The sequence below is a fragment of the Aeromicrobium choanae genome (assembly GCF_900167475.1).
GTDB lineage: Bacteria > Actinomycetota > Actinomycetes > Propionibacteriales > Nocardioidaceae > Aeromicrobium > Aeromicrobium choanae.
The window spans coordinates 642,851-658,806 of record NZ_LT796768.1 but is presented as its reverse complement, the minus strand read 5'-3'; the positions used below and the strand labels follow the sequence as shown (position 1 = coordinate 658,806).

The 15,956-nt window shown below is 72.8% G+C and carries 14 protein-coding genes; 5 read left to right on the top strand and 9 right to left on the bottom strand.

Going from position 1 to position 15,956, the window contains the following annotated elements:
* Positions 1-130 precede the first annotated feature (130 nt).
* The 4 genes from B5D60_RS03160 (at position 131) to B5D60_RS03145 (ending at position 3,284) form a co-directional block, all read left to right on the top strand.
* On the top strand, positions 131-1,063 hold the full coding sequence (locus B5D60_RS03160) for a MetQ/NlpA family ABC transporter substrate-binding protein (RefSeq protein WP_078698810.1): 933 nt from the start codon (positions 131-133) through the stop codon (positions 1,061-1,063).
* 1 nt (position 1,064) lies between these two features.
* Positions 1,065-2,084: a methionine ABC transporter ATP-binding protein gene (locus B5D60_RS03155; RefSeq protein WP_078698809.1), complete on the top strand. Its 1,020-nt coding sequence runs from the start codon at positions 1,065-1,067 to the stop codon at positions 2,082-2,084.
* On the top strand, positions 2,081-2,752 hold the full coding sequence (locus tag B5D60_RS03150; RefSeq protein ID WP_078698808.1) for a methionine ABC transporter permease: 672 nt from the start codon (positions 2,081-2,083) through the stop codon (positions 2,750-2,752). Before B5D60_RS03155 ends, B5D60_RS03150 begins: the two co-directional genes overlap by 4 nt.
* Before the next feature lie 133 nt (positions 2,753-2,885).
* On the top strand, positions 2,886-3,284 hold the full coding sequence (locus B5D60_RS03145) for a hypothetical protein (protein ID WP_153302858.1): 399 nt from the start codon (positions 2,886-2,888) through the stop codon (positions 3,282-3,284).
* Between the two features lie 14 nt (positions 3,285-3,298).
* On the opposite strand, the gene B5D60_RS03140 is transcribed toward B5D60_RS03145, so the two are convergent.
* From B5D60_RS03140 to B5D60_RS03130, 3 genes are all read right to left on the bottom strand, one after another.
* On the bottom strand, positions 3,299-3,868 hold the full coding sequence (locus B5D60_RS03140; protein WP_153302857.1) for an NYN domain-containing protein: 570 nt from the start codon (positions 3,866-3,868) through the stop codon (positions 3,299-3,301).
* 178 nt (positions 3,869-4,046) lie between these two features.
* Complete coding sequence (gene katG, locus B5D60_RS03135; protein ID WP_078698806.1) at positions 4,047-6,254, bottom strand: catalase/peroxidase HPI; 2,208 nt, start codon at positions 6,252-6,254, stop codon at positions 4,047-4,049.
* Between the two features lie 20 nt (positions 6,255-6,274).
* On the bottom strand, positions 6,275-6,703 hold the full coding sequence (locus tag B5D60_RS03130) for a Fur family transcriptional regulator (RefSeq protein WP_078698805.1): 429 nt from the start codon (positions 6,701-6,703) through the stop codon (positions 6,275-6,277).
* 86 nt (positions 6,704-6,789) lie between these two features.
* Between B5D60_RS03130 and B5D60_RS03125 the strand changes: the two genes are divergently transcribed.
* On the top strand, positions 6,790-7,227 hold the full coding sequence (locus B5D60_RS03125) for a nitroreductase family deazaflavin-dependent oxidoreductase (protein ID WP_078698804.1): 438 nt from the start codon (positions 6,790-6,792) through the stop codon (positions 7,225-7,227).
* Here B5D60_RS03125 and B5D60_RS03120 read toward each other — a convergent pair.
* From B5D60_RS03120 to B5D60_RS03095, 6 genes are read right to left on the bottom strand one after another with little or no spacing between them, the layout of a single operon-like run.
* Positions 7,161-7,772 (bottom strand): 4'-phosphopantetheinyl transferase family protein, encoded by a 612-nt coding sequence (locus tag B5D60_RS03120; protein ID WP_078698803.1) that lies wholly within the window; start codon positions 7,770-7,772, stop codon positions 7,161-7,163. The two genes, B5D60_RS03125 and B5D60_RS03120, sit on opposite strands and share 67 nt — an antisense overlap.
* On the bottom strand, positions 7,765-11,550 hold the full coding sequence (locus B5D60_RS03115; protein ID WP_153302856.1) for a non-ribosomal peptide synthetase: 3,786 nt from the start codon (positions 11,548-11,550) through the stop codon (positions 7,765-7,767). The genes B5D60_RS03120 and B5D60_RS03115 overlap by 8 nt, the downstream gene beginning before the upstream one ends.
* Entirely contained in the window at positions 11,547-12,437 is an 891-nt protein-coding gene (locus B5D60_RS03110; RefSeq protein ID WP_078698801.1) for an isochorismatase family protein, read from the bottom strand. Before B5D60_RS03110 ends, B5D60_RS03115 begins: the two co-directional genes overlap by 4 nt.
* A gap of 15 nt (positions 12,438-12,452) precedes the next feature.
* The gene (locus B5D60_RS03105; protein WP_078698800.1) at positions 12,453-14,036 is read right to left on the bottom strand and encodes a (2,3-dihydroxybenzoyl)adenylate synthase; all 1,584 of its coding nucleotides are present in this window, start codon (positions 14,034-14,036) and stop codon (positions 12,453-12,455) included.
* Positions 14,033-15,151, bottom strand: a complete 1,119-nt coding sequence (locus B5D60_RS03100) for an isochorismate synthase (RefSeq protein WP_078698799.1) — start codon at positions 15,149-15,151, stop codon at positions 14,033-14,035. The genes B5D60_RS03105 and B5D60_RS03100 overlap by 4 nt, the downstream gene beginning before the upstream one ends.
* Positions 15,148-15,906: an SDR family oxidoreductase gene (locus B5D60_RS03095; protein ID WP_078698798.1), complete on the bottom strand. Its 759-nt coding sequence runs from the start codon at positions 15,904-15,906 to the stop codon at positions 15,148-15,150. Before B5D60_RS03095 ends, B5D60_RS03100 begins: the two co-directional genes overlap by 4 nt.
* Between the last annotated feature and the right edge of the window lie 50 nt (positions 15,907-15,956).

The window sequence follows — 15,956 nt, the reverse complement described above, 5'->3', positions numbered from 1 at the left end:
CTTCGGCGACCGTGCGGACGTCCGTTCTTGATGGGTGAGACGTGGTCGCAGGGGTGTGGGGGACCTGCCTACGGTCTTCGTGGCTCCCCCCACAAGGACCGGGGCCGTCGCACCATCGAAAGGAACCACCGTGTCCGACCAGAACTCCCCCCTCATCGAGGCCCCCAAGCGCCGCGGACCCGCGATCGCGCTGGCGGTCGTCGTGATCGCCGTCATCGGGGCCCTGATCGCCTTCGCCCTCACCCGGGGCGGCGACAGCGCCGGCGGCGACCTGACCAAGGTCAAGCTGGGCACCGTGGGCGCGAGCGACCCCTACTGGAAGACGCTCACCGAGGAGGCCGAGAAGGAGGGCATCGACCTCGAGGTCGTCGACTTCGCCGACTACGCCCAGCCCAACCCGGCGCTGACCGAGGGCGAGATCGACATCAACCAGTTCCAGCACATCGTCTACCTCGCGGACTACAACGTCGCCAACGACCAGGATCTCGTCCCGGTCGGCGCCACCGCGATCTACCCGCTGGGCCTGTACTCGCAGAAGGTCGACTCGGTCGAGGAGATCAAGGCCGGCGACACCGTCGTCGTGCCCGACGACGACAGCAACCAGGCCCGTGGCCTGCTGATCCTGCAGTCGGCCGGTCTGATCAAGCTCAAGGACGGCGGCTCGATCTTCTCCACGCTCGCCGACGTCGACAAGGACGCCTCCAAGGTGAAGGTCAAGGCCCTCAAGGCCGACCTGACGCCCACCTCGCTGCCCGACGTGGCCGCCGCGATCGTCAACAACGACTTCGTCGAGAAGGCCGGTCTGAAGTTCTCCGACGCCATCGCGCAGGACGACCCGTCCGACCCGAACGCCGTCCCGTACATCAACGTCTTCGCCGTCCGCGCCGAGGACAAGGACAACGAGACGTACAAGAAGCTGATCGAGATCTACCAGAACAGCCAGCCCGTCCTCGACGGGGTCCAGGAGGTCTCGGGCGGTACCGCGCAGCTGCTGAAGACGCCGGCCGCCGACCTCCAGGCGTCGCTGGCCGACGTCGAGGCGGACACCCGCGCGCAGGGCTGACATGGCACTGGTCGAGCTGCGCGACGTCCACAAGACGTTCGCGCCGACGAAGAAGGGCGGCGCCCCGATCGAGGCGATCCGGGGCGTCGACCTCGACGTCGAGGCCGGGGAGATCCACGCGATCGTCGGCTACTCCGGTGCGGGCAAGTCCACCCTGGTGCGACTCGTCAACGCGCTGGAGCAGCCGACCTCCGGCAGCGTCACGGTGGACGGGACGCGGCTCGACCAGCTGGGCGAGCGCGACATCCGCCGGGTGCGGCAGGGCATCGGGATGATCTTCCAGCAGTTCAACCTCATGCGGTCGCGCACCGTGTGGGGGAATCTGGAGTTCCCGCTGAAGCTCGCCGGGGTCGACCAGGCGGAGCGGCAGCGGCGGATCTCCGAGCTGCTGCACTTCGTCGGTCTCGCCGACAAGGCGCACGCCTACCCCGAGCAGCTCTCGGGCGGGCAGAAGCAGCGCGTCGGCATCGCCCGGGCGCTGGCGACGAACCCGTCGATCCTGCTGGCCGACGAGTCGACCAGCGCTCTCGACCCCGACACCACGCGTGAGGTGCTGTCGCTGCTGCGCAAGGTGAACGAGGACCTGGGCATCACGATCATCGTCATCACCCACGAGATGGACGTGGTCCGCACGCTGGCCCACCGGGTCAGCGTCATGGAGCACGGGCGCGTCGTGGAGTCCGGCGACGTCGCGGAGGTCTTCGCGCGCCCGCGCGAGCAGGTGACGCGCCGCTTCGTCGCGACGCTCGTCGACGAGGTGCCACAGGGCGCCGAGCTCGAGGCGCTCCGCGAGCGCTTCGGCGGCCGGCTGCTCGTGGTGGACGTCGAGGGCCACACCAGCCAGGCGGAGGTCTTCGCGGCACTGGCCGCGCGTGGCGTCTCGGTCGAGGTCGTCCAGGGCGGCGTGAACCGCGTCGGCTCGTCCGTCTTCGGGCACGTGACGCTGTCGGTGCACGGTGAGGACGTCGACGCCGTGGTCGCCCAGGTGGGCCGCCTCGACGGCGTGGAGGTGCTCGCATGATCGCGCAGGACACCAACCTTCCCGAGCTCTGGCCGCTCATCGGCGAGGCCACGTGGGAGACCGTCTACATGGTCGCGATCACGGTCGCGATCGGCGGCGTCCTCGGCCTGGCTGTGGGGCTCGCGCTCTACGCCACCCGGTCGGGCGGGCTGTTCGCGAACCGTGTCGCGTTCACGGTGCTGAACGTCGTGGTGAACTTCTTCCGCCCGATCCCGTTCGTCATCTTCATCGCGGCGGTCCAGCCGCTGGCGCGCGTCGTGGTGGGGATCGGCATCGGCAACAAGGCGATCATCTTCGCGATGACGCTGGCGGCGATGTTCGGCATCGCGCGCATCGTCGAGCAGAACCTCGTCACCGTGGAGCCCGGCGTGATCGAGGCGGCACGGTCGATGGGCGCGAGCCGGCTGCGGATCCTGACGACCGTCGTCGTCCCCGAGGCCCTCGGGCCGCTGATCCTGGGCTACACGTTCGCCTTCGTGGCCATCGTCGACATGAGCGCCATCGCGGGCGCGATCGGCGCCGGCGGACTGGGCGCGTTCGCGCAGCAGTACGGCTACCGCCAGTTCGACACCGTGGTGACCTGGACGGTCGTCCTGATCATCGTGGCCTTCGTCCAGGTGGGGCAGTTCTTCGGCAACACGCTGGCCCGCAAGGTCCTGCGCCGCTGACCACCCCGTGGGCTGCCCGGTGAGTGGGGTTGGCTATCACCCGATCGACCACATCCTGAGATGGTCCGTCGCGTTTGGTTGTACATGAATGACTGAAGTCCCATTCACGAGCACCCGTCCGGAGGTGACCGTCATGACCGAGCCGATCCGACGCCCGGTGTCGCAGCTGCGCGCCGGCGACCTGATCGCCCTGGATGACGAAGGGACCGCCCTGGTGGTGTGTGCCGTGTCGCAGCCGCTCGGCGCGAGCCGGCGCGTGGAGCTGGCCGAGGCGAGCACCGGGCGGCCGGTGCCGTGGGTGCGGCTCGACCTGCACGAGGCGGTGCTGACGCTGCCGGGCCGCGCGCGGTGGGTCGTCGCCACGGACGCGCAGGGTCACGCCGAGCAGCTGGTCGCCGGGGACGACTTCCAGGCCTCGGCCGGCGACGGCCGGTCGTACGCGTGGTGGCCGGTCGAGGTCGATCCGCTCAGCCGGCCGGGCTGGGAGGAGCTGCGCCGGGGTCCCCGCCGGGACGAGGCCTCGGCCGCCTGACCGGCGGCGCACGCTCAGAGGAAGTCGAGCGGGTCGAACTCGTCGATCGGGATGATCTTGATGCGCGGCAGCGGCACCGTGAAGGCGTCCACGTCGTGCTCGAGGTCGAAGCACTCGAGGCCCCGGGGGACGAGGGCGGCGAAGCGGGAGTTGCGGAACTCCTCGAACCCGAGCACCGCCACGCGGCGCGAGCCGCTGACCAGCGCCTCCACCTGCGGGACGAAGTCGCCGTCGTTGCTGGCCAGCATGACGTCGGCGTCGCGGCGGGCGATCTCCTCCAGCGTGCGCTGGATGGCCAGGTCGACGACCTTCTGGTCGGGCGTGCCCGACAGTGGCACCGGCCGGTAGCCGATCGAGGTCAGTGCCTGCACGAACGGCATCGGCAGCTCGGTGTCGACGGCCAGGAAGAACAGGCCGTGGACGGGCTGCTCCCAGATGTCCTCGGCAAAGCGCAGCAGGCGGTCCCAGCGCGGTCGCTCCTGCGGCTGCGGCCGCCGCCCCAGGATCGACATGCCGAGGGTCGCGTCGATGTTCTCGCCGTCGACCAGGAGGTAGGTCTGGCCGCCGGGGGCGCTGTTGGTCACGGCACGACCCTACGCGGCCGTCCGGGTCCCGTGGCCGCGCGCTCCCGCCACTTTTGGAAACCGTTGCACGTCAATCGACTCCGGCGAGGTGAAACCGTTTCCAAAAGTGGAGAGGGGGCGGCGGGGCGAGACGCACGACGCCCCCGGGGGATCCCGGGGGCGTCGTGGCGGACGTGCCTCAGACGAGGTCGTAGCGGTCCAGGTCTACGACCTTGGTCCACGCGGCGACGAAGTCCTTCACGAACTTCTCCTTCGCGTCGGCGCTGGCGTAGACCTCGGCCAGCGCGCGCAGCTCGGAGTTCGAGCCGAACACCAGGTCGGCGCGGGTGCCGGTCCAGCGGCCGTCCTTCGTGGCGAACTGCGTGCTCGTCTCGTCGGTGGCGGTCCACTCGGTGTCGATGTCGAGCAGGTTGACGAAGAAGTCGTTCGTCAGCGCGCCGACACGGTCGGTGAGGACACCGAGGTCCGAGCCGTCGTAGTTCGCACCCAGGACGCGCAGGCCACCCACCAGCACGGTGGTCTCCGGAGCGGTCAGGGTCAGCAGGTTCGCGCGGTCGATGAGCTCGTACTCGGCCGGCATGCCGCCCTTGCCCTGGTAGTTGCGGAACCCGTCGTGACGCGGCTCGAGGTAGCCGAAGGACTCGACGTCGGTCTCCTCGGCGCTCGCGTCGACGCGGCCCACGGTGACCGGCACCGTGATCTCCACGCCGCCCTCACGCGCGGCCTGCTCGATCGCGGCAGCACCGGCGATCGCGATGACGTCGGCCAGCGAGACCTTCGTGTCGTAGCCGTCGGCGATGCCCTGCAGGACCGAGATGACCTTCGCGAGCTGCGCCGGGTTGTTGACGGCCCAGCCGTTCTGCGGCGCGAGGCGGATGCGGGCGCCGTTGAGGCCACCGCGCTTGTCGCTGCCACGGAAGGACGACGCGGCCGCCCAGGTGGTGGCGACGAGCTCGGAGACGGTCAGGCCGGTCTCGAGGACCTTCGCCTTGAGCGCGGCCACGTCGGCGTCGCCGATGACCTCGCCCTCCCCCGCCGGCAGCGGGTCCTGCCACAGCAGGTCCTCCTGCGGGACCTCGGGACCGAGGTACCGGGCCTTGGGGCCCATGTCGCGGTGCGTCAGCTTGAACCAGGCGCGGGCGAACGCATCGCCGAAGGCCACGGGGTCGTTCTTGAACCGCAGGGAGATCTCGCGGTAGGCGGGATCCTCGCGCAGCGCGATGTCCGACGTCAGCATGCGGGGCTCGCGGCGGCCGGAGCCGTGCGCCTCGGGGACCATGTCCTCGCCCATGCCGTTGACCGGACGCCACTGGTGCGCACCGGCGGGGGACGTGAACAGCTCCCACTCGTAGGCGAACAGGATGTGGAAGAACTCGTTGTCCCAGCGCGTCGGGTGGTAGGTCCAGGTGACCTCGAGGCCCGACGTGATGGTGTCGGCGCCGTGGCCGGTGCCGTGGGTGTTCTTCCAGCCCAGGCCCAGCTGCTCGATGGGCGCGCCCTCGGGCTCGGGCTGCAGGTGGTCGGCCTCGGCCGCACCGTGCGTCTTGCCGAAGGTGTGGCCGCCGGCGATCAGGGCGACGGTCTCCTCGTCGTTCATCGCCATGCGGCCGAACGTCTCGCGGATGTCGCGCGCGGAGGCCACGGGGTCGGGGTGACCGGCGGGGCCCTCGGGGTTGACGTAGATCAGGCCCATCTGCACCGCGGCGAGCGGGTTCTCGAGGTCACGGTCGCCGCTGTAGCGATGCTCGTCGCCCAGCCACTCGGTCTCGGCGCCCCAGTACACGTCCTGGTCGGCCTCCCACACGTCCTCACGACCGCCGGCGAAGCCGAAGGTGGCGAAGCCCATGGTCTCCAGCGAGACGTTGCCCGCGAGGATCATCAGGTCGGCCCAGCTGATCTTCTGGCCGTACTTCTGCTTGACGGGCCACAGCAGGCGGCGGGCCTTGTCGAGGTTGACGTTGTCCGGCCAGGAGTTGAGCGGGGCGAACCGCTGCTGACCGGCGCCCGCGCCGCCGCGACCGTCGGTCACGCGGTAGGTGCCGGCGCTGTGCCAGGCCATGCGGATCATGAGCGGGCCGTAGTTCCCGAAGTCGGCCGGCCACCAGTCCTTGGAGTCGGTCAGGACGGCGGCGATGTCGGCCTTGACGGCCGCGAGGTCCAGCGACGAGAACTCCGCGCGGTAGTCGAAGTCGTCGTCCAGCGGGTTCCGGACCGGCGCGTTCTTGGCCAGGATCTGCAGGTTGAGGCGCTCGGGCCACCACTTGCGGTTGGCGTCACCGACCGTGGGGGCCGGCAGCTGGTTGTGGACGACGGGGCACTTGCCCTTCGCCTCGTCCGGGTCGTTGACCTCGGCGAGAATCGCGTCGTCGTGGTTCTTGTCAGACATGCTGGTCCTTTCGGGGTTCTTCAGGCGTTCGTGGAGGAGCAGGAGGGGCACAGGCCCCAGAAGACGACCTCGGCCTCGTCGATCACGAAGCCGTGGTCCTCGGCGGGGGTGAGGCACGGCGCGGCACCGACCGTGCAGTCGATGTCGACGATCCGGCCGCAGGACCGGCACACCAGGTGATGGTGGTTGTCGCCCGTGCGCGACTCGTAGCGGGCCACGGAGCCGGCAGGCTCGATGCACCGCACGAGTCCCGCGTCGGTCAGTGCCTTCAGCGCGTCGTACACGGCCTGGTGGGAGAGCTCGGGGATCGACTCGCGTGCGTGGTCGATGATCGCCGAGGTCTCCGCGTGAGGGTTGGCCGCGACGGCCTCGAGGACCGCCGTGCGCTGACGCGTGACCCGCAGCCCGGCGTCGCGCAGCGACTGCTCGGGAGCGGGGGAGAGGGGCATGCCTCCACCCTAGTGAGTTTTCTTGAATGGATCAAGAAAACTGCGAGGGTGTCGCGCCGCGGGGCTCGCGCGGGCAGACTGGCCTCATGCCACTGACCGGAGAATACGAACCGAGCACGTCCGAGTGGGCGCGCACCCAGGCCGAGACCTTCGAGGCGACCGACGGCCGCGAGGCCAACACGCTCCAGGGGGTGCCGATCATCGTGCTGACGAGCGTCGGCGCGAAGTCGGGCAAGCTGCGCAAGACCGCGCTCATGCGGGTGGAGCACGACGGCGACTACGCGGTCGTCGCCTCCAAGGGCGGCCATCCCGAGCAGCCGAACTGGTACTGGAACATCAAGGCGAACTCGCACGTCGAGCTGCAGGACGGCGCGGAGAAGAAGGACTACCGCGCCCGCGAGCTGGAGGGCGACGAGTACGAGACCTGGTGGGAGCGCTCTGTGGCCGTGTGGCCCGACTACGCCGAGTACCAGAAGAAGACCGACCGGAAGATTCCCGTGTTCGTGCTCGAACCCATCGGCTGAGTCGTGCTCGAACCCATCGGCTGAGTCGTGCTCGAACCCATCGGCTGAGTCGCGGTCGACACGGTCGCCGCACCGTCGCGCCACGTCCGCAGGTCGAGGCCGCGCACGGTGCCGGCGAGCACGTCGAGCGAGCCCGCCTCGTCGAGGTCGGCGACCCCGGCCTTGACGAGGGCCTCCTTGCGCGTCCACAGGTGGGCGAAGTCGCCGCCAGCGGCGAGCCACGCGGCCTCGGCGTCCGTCAGTGCGCGGCGCGGCGGCTTCCCGGTCACGGGTGGCTCCACGTCGATCCCGCACGGGCCGTGGGCGGCCAGCGCGACGACGTGCCCGCGCGCGTGTGACCAGCTGACCCCGACCTCGGGATGGTCGACGACGGAGGGGCGCCCGTGATCGTCCTCGTCACACGTGGGGCACCGCTGGGCCAGTCGCACGCGCGACACGGGGATCGCGAGGAGTTCGCCCACGCACGCCCGCGCCAGGTCGCGGGCCGCAGTGAAGGCGGCCCGGTCGACGGGGTCGACCAGCCGGTCCCGGCGCGCGCTACGCATCGCCCACCAGCGCGGCGATGATCCCGCCCACCTCGTGCGCGACCGGCGCCCGCACCAGGTCGCCGTGGGAGGCGTCCACGGTCACCGAGCGGAGGTCGCCGCTCACGTACGGGCGCCACCCCTCGGCCCAGAGCCAGTCCTCGGGGCGAGGCCGCGCCGCGACCACCACGGTGGCGTCGCCTTCGAGCACGGCGTGCTGCGAGGTCCGCGTGACGCGGGCCGCCTCCGCCACCGAGGCCAGGCAGCCGGCAAGGGTGCGCTCGGGCAACCGGCCCACGGCGCTGCCCGACTCGCGCAGCATCCGCACCGCCGTCTCGCGGTCGAGGTCGGTGCCGTCCGGCGACTCCAGCCCGCCGAGCCGCAGGACGCCGCGCAGCGCCTCCGCCTCGGTGGGATCGGGGAGGTGCCGCCACTGGTCGGCGGGGTAGGCGTCGAGCAGCACGACCGCGCCGACCTCCTGACCGTCGGCACGGGCCTGCGCCGCCACGGTGTGGGCCGCCATCCCGCCGAGCGACCAGCCGGCGACGTGGAACGGTCCCGTCCCGACGATCTCGCGGATCGCGGCCAGCTGGCGCTTCGCGAGGGACTCCAGGTCGTCCACCGGCTCCGGCACACCCTGCTCGAGGCCGGGGGCCTGGATCGTGTGCACGCCGAGCCCCGGCGGGAGCGCGGGCAGCAACGAGGCGTAGCACCAGCCGAGGCCGCCGGCGGGCGGCAGCAGGATCAGGGGCGCCTCGTCCGGCGCGCCCCGCCGCAGCGTCAGGATCTCGCCGGTCTCGGCGGCCGGCCCGCCGGCGGCGACACGGCGCGCGAGGCGAGCCGGGGTGGGTGCGTCGAACACGTCGGCCAGCCGTAGCTCGACCCCGAGGTCGGCCTCGATCCGGTCGAGCAGCCGCAGGACGCGCAGTGAGTCGCCGCCGAGCGCGAAGAAGTCGCGATCGGCGCCCACCCGCGGCAGTCCGAGGACGTCGGCGAAGGCGCCGCAGACGCGCTGCTCCAGCAGCCCGGACGGCGAGTCGCCCCCGGCGTCGGCGGGCGGCTCCCACGACCGGACGAGTGCTCCCCGGTCGACCTTCCCGCTTGTCGTGAGTGGGACCGACGGCACCCGAATCCAGTGGTGCGGCAGCACGGAGGCGGGCAGCACCGCGGCGGCGCGCTCGCGCAGGTCGTCCACCTTCACCGCGTTCGGCGCCACGAACCACACCACCAGCAGGTCGCCGACCATCGCGGCGGCACAGGCGTCGACCTGCTCCGCCACGGCCGCCTCGACCTCGCCGAGCTCGATGCGCTGGCCCCGGACCTTGACCTGGTCGTCCACGCGTCCGAGGTAGGTCAGCGCACCGTCCGATCGCCACGCGGCGAGGTCGCCGGTGCGGTAGAGCCGGTCGCCGTGCGTGCGCAGCTCAGCGGGTGCCTCGACGAACCGGCCGGCCGTGAGGTCGGGGCGCCCCACGTAGCCGTCGGCGAGCTGCACGCCCGCGAGCCAGAGCTCACCGGTGGCACCCACGGGACGCGGGCGCATCCGGTCGTCGAGCACGAAGCACGCCGTGTTCCACACGGGCCGTCCGATCGGCACGGTGACCTCGTCCGGCGCGCACTCCCAGTGCGTGACGTCGATCGCGGCCTCGGTGGGCCCGTAGAGGTTCACCGGCGGCACGCCGAACACGTCGGCGCAGCCAGCGACCAGGCCGGGAGTGAGCGCCTCTCCACTGGTGACCACGTGCCGCACCGACGGGGTGGCCGCCGCTGCGACCCGGTCGGCCAGGTGGGCTCGCAGCATCGACGGCACGAAGTGCAGCACGTCCACCTCGTGCCGATCGACGAGCTCGGCGATCGCGCGCGGGTCGCGATGGGCACCCGGCGGGGCGATGACGAGCGTCGCCCCGGTCTGCAGCGGCCAGAAAAGCTCCCACACGGACACGTCGAACGAGATCGGCGTCTTGTGCAGGACACGATCGCCGGGCCCGATCGGCAGCCGGTGCTGCATCCAGGCGAGACGGTTGTCGATGGCCCGGTGGCCCACGAGCACGCCCTTCGGGCGTCCCGTGGAGCCCGAGGTGAAGAGCAGGTAGGCCGGCGCGTCGGGGTCGTCCGGCGGCGTCGGCGTGGTGGGGGAGTCGGCCGTGAGGAGGTCGGCCGGTCCGACGACGACGGCGCCGGCATCCTCGACCATCGACGCGATGCGCGCCTCGGGGAGGTCGGGATCGAGCGGGAGGTACACGGCGCCGATCAGCGCGATCGCGTGGACCGCCTCGATCAGCCCGGCGGAGCGCTCGAGCGCGACGCCGACGACGTCGCCCGGGCCGACCCCCCGCCCTCGCAGGTCGGTGGCGAGGGCCCCGGCGCGCCGGGCCAGCTCCGCGTAGGTGCGGGTGGTCTCGCCGTCGACGACCGCCACCGCGTCGGGAGTGCGGGCCGCCTGGTCGAGGAAGCGCCGACCGAGGGTGGATGACGACCGGTCCACGTGGGTGGCGTTGAACCGGTGCACGACCGCGTCGAGCTCGTCCGGGGTCGTCAGCGCCAGGTCCGTCACGAGGGCGTCGCCCGGTGCCGCCGCCCACGTCTCGAGCCACGCCGCGATCCGCTCGAGGTGGCGGTGGGCCTCGTCCGGCCCGTAGAGCCGCGGGTTCGCGTCGATCTCCAGGCGGACCGAGCGCCGCCGGCCCGGCGTGCCGCGCAGGCAGACGGTCATGTCCTCCACGGGCCCGGCCGTGAGGTTGCGGACGGAACCTCGCGCGTCGCCGAACCGCAGCGACAGGCCGAACGGCACGAGGTTCGCCTGGACGCCGAAGAGCTGGCGCCCGTCCGTGCGCAGGACGCGGGCGAGGTCCTCCTGCCGGTGCAGCGGGTGGGCGCGGACCTCGGCGTGGTCCTGCGCCGTCGCGCGGACGGTCTCGGCCACGGTGCCGTCCGCCGGCACGCGCACGGGGAGCACGTTCATCGCGGTGCAGGCGGTCGTGGCGGCCGGGAGCACACCGGCACCCGGCCGGGTGCGGTTCATCAGCGGGACCCCGAGCCGCGTCTCGTCGGTCCCCATGAAGCGGGCGACGTAGGCGCCGAGGGCCGCGACGAAGACGTCCGGCCAGGACTCGCCGAGCCGCGCGGCCGCCTCGACCAGCCGGGCCTGTGCCGCGTCGTCGAGCGCTCGGCTCGCGCGCAGGGCCCGCGGAGCCGCCGATGCCTCGCGTCCGGCGGGGGAGACGACGCCGGTCATCTCGTCGAGCCGAGCGTGCCAGAAGTCGTCGGACGCGACGGCCTCCTGGTCGATCCGGTTGGCCTCGACGAGATCGGTGAGGGGGACCGGCGGTACGGGTGCCGCGCCGTCGTACAGGTCGGCCACCCGACGCAGCAGCTGCTGGGCGCCGTAGCCGTCGAGGACGACGTGGTGCGCCGCGTGGTACCACCAGCAGCGCCCGTCGGGCAGGGTCAGCAGCGCGGTGCGGCAGGGGCCGGTCCCCAGGTCGAGCGGGCGCGCGAGGTCCGCGTCGAGCCACGCCTGCGCGGCCGCGTCGTCGGGCACGTCGACGACCTCGAGGACGTTCGCGGTCGTCACCACACGTTGCTCGGGCCCGGCCGGGGTGAGGCGGAAGACCGTGCGCAGCTGCTCGAACTCGGCATGGGCCGCCTCGACCGCCGCAGCCAGCCGGACCGGGTCGACGGGTGCGTCGAGCTCGACGACCTCCGCGGTGGTGTGGCAGGGGTTCGCGGGATCGAGGTGATGGGCGAAGAACAGGCCGCGCTGCGCGGAGGTCAGCGGCAGCCAGCCGGCGTCGGTCACCGCTGCGCCGGCATCCGGCCCTGCTCCAGCAGGAACGCCAGCGTGGGCCGGCGGACCAGCTCGCCGAAGTCGATGTCCACCCCCGCGTCGGCGAGGTCGTCGAGCAGCTCGAAGGCCTTCAGCGACGACAGCCCGACCGCGAAGAGGTCGGCCTCGGGATCGGCCAGCGCCGAGGTCAGGGCCGCGGCGGGAAGCGCCCGGGTGAGCGCGTCGCGCACGACGGCCTCCCAGCCCGACTCCTCGGCGACCGGGGCGAGCCGACCGACCACGGCATCCGTGAGGGTCACGACGCCGCACGAGTCGGCGACGATGTCGAGGGCCCTGACGTGCTGGTCGTGGGTGAACGCGGCGATCGCGTCGGCGGGCACGAAGGGGTGCACCTCGCGCTGGAACGCGTCGAGGGCCGTCGCCGTGATGCCGATGTGCGCGTACACGCCCGTGATGACGAGCTGGTCGCGCCCGGCCGCCGCCAGCTGCTCGGCCAGGTCGGTCTTGGCGAACGCGCTGTAGCGACGCTTCGTGACGAGGCGGTCGCCCGGTGCGGGCGCGACCTCGGGGACGATCGCGGTGTCCGACGCGACGGCGCGCATCCCCGGACCCCAGAGGTCGCCCTGCAGGCCGCGGTCGGAGTGGTCGCCGTCCTGGGCCGTGTAGAACACCGGCACCCCGGCGGCGCGGGCCGCCGCGAGGATGCGCGCGGTGCCGTCGAGGGTCGTCGTCAGGGCCGGGCACGCGCGGTCGAACGGGCGCAGGAAGTACTCCTGCAGGTCGTGCACGAGCACCGCGGCGCGCGAGGGATCAAGGTCCCAGCGCGCCTTGCTGTCCGGCAGCACGCGGGCGGGCGGCAGGGGCGCCGCGTAGTCGATGAGGGTGGGCAGAGCGGTCATCGAGGTCTCCTGGGGTCAGGCCGACCAGCGCCGGGCGAGCACCCGGCGCAGGTCGCGGCGGCTGTTCTTGCCGACGTGGGTTTCGGGCAGGGCGTCGAGGAAGCGGAACTCGTCGGGAAGCTTGTGGGTGGCCAGGCCGGCGGCGCGCAGGTGGTCCGCGAGGTCGGTGGGCTCGGGGCGCCCGGGCTCGATCCGCAGAGCGACGCAGAGACGCTCGCCGAGCAGGTCGTCAGGAACGCCGACGGCCACGGCGTCGAGGACGTCGGGATGCGCCAGCAGCGGGGTCTCGATCTCGTCGGGACCGATCTTCTCGCCGCCTCGGTTGATCTGGTCCTTCTCACGCCCGGTCACCACGAGGTGCCCGGTCGGGAGCCGGCGCACGAGGTCGCCCGTGCAGTAGAAGCCGTCGTCGGTGAAGCTGTCGCGGTCGGCCGCCTCGGCACGGTAGTAGCCGCGGATCGTGTACGGACCCCGGGTCTGCAGCCGGCCCTCGCCGTCGACCCGCACCTCGTCGTGGTCCGACATCGGCCGGCCCTGCGTGGTGAGGACGAGCTCGTCGGGATCGTCGGGGCGGGTGTAGTTGACCAGCCCCTCGGCCATGCCGAACACCTGCTGCAGGCGGCCGTGCAGGACGGGCTGCACCTGCGCGGCGACGGCGTCGCTCAGCCGGGCGCCGCCGATCTGCACGAGGCGCAGGCTCGACAGGTCGGGCTCGCGCCGCCGGGCCGCCGAGATCCAGGCCTGGGCCAGAGGCGGCACGAGGGGCACGATGTCGACGCGCTCGCGCTCGATGAGCGTGAAGGCGGTGCGCGGGCTGGGATCGCGGGCGAGGACGACGGTGCCGCCGGCGTGCCAGACGCCGAGCACCCCCGGCGAGCTCATCGAGAAGTTGTGCGAGACGGGCAGCGGCACGAGCATCACGGTGGTCTCGTCGAGCTCGCAGATCGTCGCGGACCGTCGCACGGAGTAGAGGTAGTCGGCCGCGGTCCGCGGGATCAGCTTCGAGAGGCCCGTGGTGCCGCCGGAGAGCTGCAGGAAGGCCACGTCCTCGGCGCTCGTGTGCTCCGGTGCGGCGGGCTCTGCCTCCTCGGCGAGGTCCCATCCCGCCACGTCGACGAGGGCGGGCGGCGCGACGCTCACGTGGGCCGAGACCTTGTCGTGCAGGTCGGTCGGGTCGGCGTCGGTGCCGCACAGCACGAGGGCGGCGGCGTCCGCGACGTCGCAGAAGTGCGAGAGCTCGGTCTCGCGGTGGGTGGGCAGCGCGAACACGGGCAGGGCCGCCATGCGGAACAGCCCGAGGACCACGGCCGCGTACTCGACGACGTTCGGCAGCGCCACGACGACGCGATCGCCGGGCGCGACCCCCGCGCGACGCAGCCGGTGGGCCGCCGTGTTCGCCTGCCGGCCCAGCTCGGCGTAGGTCCACCGGAGCTCGGTGCCGTGGGCGTCGCGACCCACGACGGCGGTGCGGTCGGCGAACCGGGTGGTGCGGTCGGCGACGAAGTCCGCAAACGTCTCGTCGGTCCACAGCCCGAGGTCGCGGTAGCGCTGGCGGGCCTCCTCCGGCCAGGAGCGGACTGGCGCGAGCGGCGACCTCACAGGCCCACCGCCCGCGTCATCGTGCTGAGCTTGGCGGCGGTCTCGTCGGCCTCGGCCAGCGGATCCGACCCGGCGACGATGCCGGCGCCGGCGAAGAGCCGCAGCCGCTCGCCGTCGAGCACCCCGGCGCGGATCGTCACGGCGAGCTCGCCGTCGCCGTCGGCGTCCATCCAGCCGACGAACCCGCCGAACGGCCCGCGCAGGTCGGGCCCCTCGAGCTCGTCGATGAGCTCGGTGGCCGTCGGCGTGGGGACGCCGCCCACCGCGGGGGTGGGGTGGAGCAGCTGCGCCAGGTCGAGCGCCGTGAGGTCCTCCGGCGCGCGCAGACGGCCGCGGATCGGACTGGCGAGGTGCCACATGGAGTCGGTGGCGAGCACCTCCGGAACGGCCGGGACCTCGAGCCACTCGCACACGGGCGACAGTGCCGCGGCGATGTGGTCGACGACGAAGGCGTGCTCGGCGAGGTCCTTCGCCGAGTCGGCCAGGGCGGCCGCGCGGCGGGAGTCCTCGTCCGGGTCGGGGGAGCGGGGCACGGACCCGGCCAGCGGGGTGCTGGCCAGCTCGGCACCACGGCGCCGCACCAGCAGCTCGGGGCTGGCGCCCACGAGCCACCGCGCGTCGGGGCGGTCGTCGAGCGGCAGGCAGAAGACGTAGCGGCCGGGCCGGCGGTCGAGCAGGGTGGCGGTGACCTCGGCGGGCGACAGGGCGGGGCTGCTGTGCACCTCGAGGCACCGGCCCAGCACGACCTTGGCGACGTCCGTGCCCTCGATGCGGTCCAGCGCCGTGGCGACGAGGTCGACGTAGGCCGAGCGGGCTGGCTCCGGCACGACGTCGTGCACGCGCGCCTCGACGGGGGACGGCTCGGCGTGCTCGAGTTCCCGCGGGGTCACGAAGTGGGCCACGACGGGCCCGTCGGCGCGGAACGCGGCGCTCACGACGGCACGCTCGCCGGGCTCGAGCGCTCTCAGGACGCGGCACGCCAGGTCGGGATCGCCGGTGCGCGCGTGCAGCGTGCGACGCACCTCGTCGGCCGCGAACGGATCGGATCCCGCGAACACGAGGGGCGAGCGGCGCAGCGCGGACGCCGAGCGGGTGGGCTCGAGGGTGGGGTTCACAGGGAGGCGCCTCCGTCGACGAGGATCTGCTGGAGCGTGATGTGGCGGGCGTCGGGCGAGACGAGGAACGCCACGAGGGCGGCGACGTCGTCGGGGTCGGCGATGCGTCGCAGCGGGATGCCCACGCGGTAGGTGCCCGGATCGCCATCGAGGGCGGCCCGCCGGCCGGCCTCGGGGTCGGGCCACAGGTCGCGCTGCATGGCCGTGTCGGTGGAGCCGGGCTCGACGACGTTGCAGCGGATCCCGCGCGCGGCGAGCTCGAGTCCGGCGGCGCGCACGAGGGCCGCGGTGGCCGCCTTCGACGCCGAGTACGCGAGCATGCCGGTGCGCGGCACGCGGGCCGCGTTCGAGCCCACCACCGCGACGGCGCCGCCGTCGTTCAGGTGCGGCTCCGCTGCCTGCAGGCAGTGCAGGACGCCCGTGGTGTTGACGTCGAAGTGTCGCTGCCAGTCGGCGGCGGTCGTGTCGCGCAGGCCACCCGGGACGAGCACGCCGGCGGCGCACGCCAGCGCGTCCAGCGGGCCGAGAGCGTCGGTGATCGCCGTGACGGCGCGACCCACCTCGTCGGCCGAGCGGACGTCGGCCACCTCGGCGTGGGCCGCGTCCAGGCCGGCGGTCGTCCGGGCGAGACCTTCGGCGTCGAGGTCGATCAGCCCGAGCGTCCAGCCGGCGGAGTCGAGCCGCTCGGCGACGGCGCGTCCGATGCCCGACGCGGCGCCCGTGACGAGGGCGGTCCGCCCCCCGGTGGATTTCATACGACGATGGTAAGGCAAGCCTTAACTACGTCGTCAACGGGGACGTCCGC

Coding starts and splice junctions, on each gene's coding strand:
- B5D60_RS03155 (WP_078698809.1), top strand. CDS start 1,065: ATGGCACTGGTCGAGCTGCGCGACGTCCACAAGACGTTCGCGCCGACG.
- B5D60_RS03150 (WP_078698808.1), top strand. CDS start 2,081: ATGATCGCGCAGGACACCAACCTTCCCGAGCTCTGGCCGCTCATCGGC.
- B5D60_RS03145 (WP_153302858.1), top strand. CDS start 2,886: ATGACCGAGCCGATCCGACGCCCGGTGTCGCAGCTGCGCGCCGGCGAC.
- katG (WP_078698806.1), bottom strand. CDS start 6,254: ATGTCTGACAAGAACCACGACGACGCGATTCTCGCCGAGGTCAACGAC.
- B5D60_RS03130 (WP_078698805.1), bottom strand. CDS start 6,703: ATGCCCCTCTCCCCCGCTCCCGAGCAGTCGCTGCGCGACGCCGGGCTG.
- B5D60_RS03125 (WP_078698804.1), top strand. CDS start 6,790: ATGCCACTGACCGGAGAATACGAACCGAGCACGTCCGAGTGGGCGCGC.
- B5D60_RS03120 (WP_078698803.1), bottom strand. CDS start 7,772: ATGCGTAGCGCGCGCCGGGACCGGCTGGTCGACCCCGTCGACCGGGCC.
- B5D60_RS03110 (WP_078698801.1), bottom strand. CDS start 12,437: ATGACCGCTCTGCCCACCCTCATCGACTACGCGGCGCCCCTGCCGCCC.
- B5D60_RS03095 (WP_078698798.1), bottom strand. CDS start 15,906: ATGAAATCCACCGGGGGGCGGACCGCCCTCGTCACGGGCGCCGCGTCG.